The following is a 3,068-nucleotide window of genomic DNA, read 5'->3' as shown; positions in this document are numbered from 1 at the left end:
AAGGTGGGTGGGATACCTCATCTTGAAGCAGGCTTCCCGCTTAGATGCTTTCAGCGGTTATCCCTTCCGAACGTAGCTAACCAGCCGTGCCCTTGGCAGGACAACTGGCACACCAGAGGTTCGTCCGTCCCGGTCCTCTCGTACTAGGGACAGCCCTTCTCAAGTATCCTACGCGCACGGCGGATAGGGACCGAACTGTCTCACGACGTTCTAAACCCAGCTCGCGTACCGCTTTAATGGGCGAACAGCCCAACCCTTGGGACCTGCTACAGCCCCAGGATGCGACGAGCCGACATCGAGGTGCCAAACCATCCCGTCGATATGGACTCTTGGGGAAGATCAGCCTGTTATCCCCGGGGTACCTTTTATCCGTTGAGCGACACCGCTTCCACTCGCAAGTGCCGGATCACTAGTCCCGACTTTCGTCCCTGCTCGACCTGTCAGTCTCACAGTCAAGCTCCCTTGTGTACTTGCACTCAACACCTGATTGCCAACCAGGCTGAGGGAACCTTTGGGCGCCTCCGTTACCTTTTAGGAGGCAACCGCCCCAGTTAAACTACCCACCAGACACTGTCCCTGAACCGGATAACGGTCCGAAGTTAGATACCCAAATCAACCAGAGTGGTATTTCAAGATTGCCTCCACCCATACTGGCGTATGGACTTCACCGGCTCCCACCTATCCTACACAAGCTAATTCGAGTACCAATGTCAAGCTATAGTAAAGGTCCCGGGGTCTTTCCGTCCTGCCGCGCGTAACGAGCATCTTTACTCGTACTGCAATTTCGCCGGGCCTGTGGTTGAGACAGTGGGGAAGTCGTTACGCCATTCGTGCAGGTCGGAACTTACCCGACAAGGAATTTCGCTACCTTAGGATGGTTATAGTTACCACCGCCGTTTACTGGCGCTTAAGTTCTCCGCTTCGCCCCGAAGAGCTAACAGGTCCCCTTAACGTTCCAGCACCGGGCAGGCGTCAGTCCATATACATCGAATTACTTCTTCGCATGGACCTGTGTTTTTAGTAAACAGTCGCTTCCCCCTGCTCTCTGCGGCCATACAACGCTCCACCCGCGCGGGGCTTCACGTCTCCGGCCCCCCTTCTCCCTAAGTTACGGGGGCAATTTGCCGAGTTCCTTAACCACAGTTCGCCCGATCGCCTCGGTATTCTCTACCTGACCACCTGTGTCGGTTTGGGGTACGGGCCGCTAAGAACTCGCTAGAGGCTTTTCTCGGCAGCATAGGATCACTGACTTCACCTGAATCGGCTCGGCATCACGTCTCAGCCTTCATGTGGTGCGGATTTGCCTACACCACGGCCTACACGCTTACCCCGGCACAACCACCGGCCGGGCTCAGCTACCTTCCTGCGTCACCCCATCGCTTGACTACTACCCATCAGGTTCCCACGCTCCCCACCATCCGTCCGAAGACATCAGGCAGTTCGGGTGGTTAGCACAACGAGGTTCATCAGGGACGCTCTTTCGCGGGTACGGGAATATCAACCCGTTGTCCATCGACTACGCCTCTCGGCCTCGCCTTAGGTCCCGACTCACCCAGGGCGGATTAGCCTGGCCCTGGAACCCTTGGTCATCCGGCGGAAGGGTTTCTCACCCTTCTTTCGCTACTCATGCCTGCATTCTCACTCGTGCCGCGTCCACAACTGGGTCACCCCGCTGCTTCACTCGCGGCACGACGCTCCCCTACCCATCCACACACCTGCACGCACCATCAAGGGCACGCGTGGTTAAAATGTGAATGCCACAGCTTCGGCGGTGTGCTTGAGCCCCGCTACATTGTCGGCGCGGAACCACTTGACCAGTGAGCTATTACGCACTCTTTAAAGGGTGGCTGCTTCTAAGCCAACCTCCTGGTTGTCTATGCGACCCCACATCCTTTTCCACTTAGCACACGCTTAGGGGCCTTAGCTGGTGATCTGGGCTGTTTCCCTCTCGACTACGAAGCTTATCCCCCGCAGTCTCACTGCCGCGCTCTCACTTACCGGCATTCGGAGTTTGGCTGATTTCGGTAAGCTTGTGGGCCCCCTAGACCATCCAGTGCTCTACCTCCGGCAAGAAACACGCGACGCTGCACCTAAATGCATTTCGGGGAGAACCAGCTATCACGGAGTTTGATTGGCCTTTCACCCCTAACCACAGGTCATCCCCCAACTTTTCAACGTTGGTGGGTTCGGCCCTCCACGCGGTCTTACCCGCGCTTCAGCCTGCCCATGGCTAGATCACTCCGCTTCGGGTCTAGGACACGCGACTGAATCGCCCTATTCAGACTCGCTTTCGCTACGGCTCCCCCACACGGGTTAACCTCGCCACATGCCACTAACTCGCAGGCTCATTCTTCAAAAGGCACGCCGTCACCCCGCAAGGCTCCGACGGATTGTAGGCGAACGGTTTCAGGTACTATTTCACTCCCCTCCCGGGGTACTTTTCACCATTCCCTCACGGTACTTGTCCGCTATCGGTCACCAGGAAGTATTTAGGCTTACCAGGTGGTCCTGGCAGATTCACGGCAGATTTCAGGGGTCCGCCGCTACTCGGGAACACCCACAGAAGGTCAGCAACTTTCACCTACCGGACTCTCACCGTCTACGGTCAGCCATTCCAGACTGTTCGACTAGCCACTAACTTTGTAACTCCTCGAACAAGTGTCAGCTTGTTCAGCGGGGTCCCACAACCCCGACCACGCAACCCCTGACAGGTATCACACGCAGCCGGTTTAGCCTCAATCCGCTTTCGCTCGCCACTACTCACGGAATCACTAAATTGTTTTCTCTTCCTACGGGTACTGAGATGTTTCACTTCCCCGCGTTCCCTCCACACACCCTATGTGTTCAGGTGTGGGTGACACCACATGACTGGTGCCAGGTTTCCCCATTCGGACACCCTGGGATCACAGCTCGGTTGACAGCTCCCCCAGGCCTATCGCGGCCTCCCACGTCCTTCATCGGCTCCTGGTGCCAAGGCATTCACCGTTCGCCCTTGACAACTTGACCACAAAGATGCTCGCGTCCACTGTGCAATTCTCAACAAACGACCAACCCACAACCCAACAACC

At 56.6% G+C, this 3,068-nt stretch carries 1 rRNA gene; it reads right to left on the bottom strand.

Annotation, left to right across the window (positions count from 1 at the left end):
• A 23S ribosomal RNA gene (locus tag ACIBF8_RS32010) occupies positions 1–3,006 on the bottom strand; the annotation flags it as partial.
• Positions 3,007–3,068 lie beyond the last annotated feature (62 nt).

It is taken from the genome of Micromonospora sp. NPDC050276 (genome assembly GCF_044459545.1).
Taxonomy (GTDB): Bacteria; Actinomycetota; Actinomycetes; order Mycobacteriales; family Micromonosporaceae; genus Micromonospora.
Note: the sequence above shows the minus strand (reverse complement) of the source record. Positions and strands in the feature narration are given on the sequence as shown.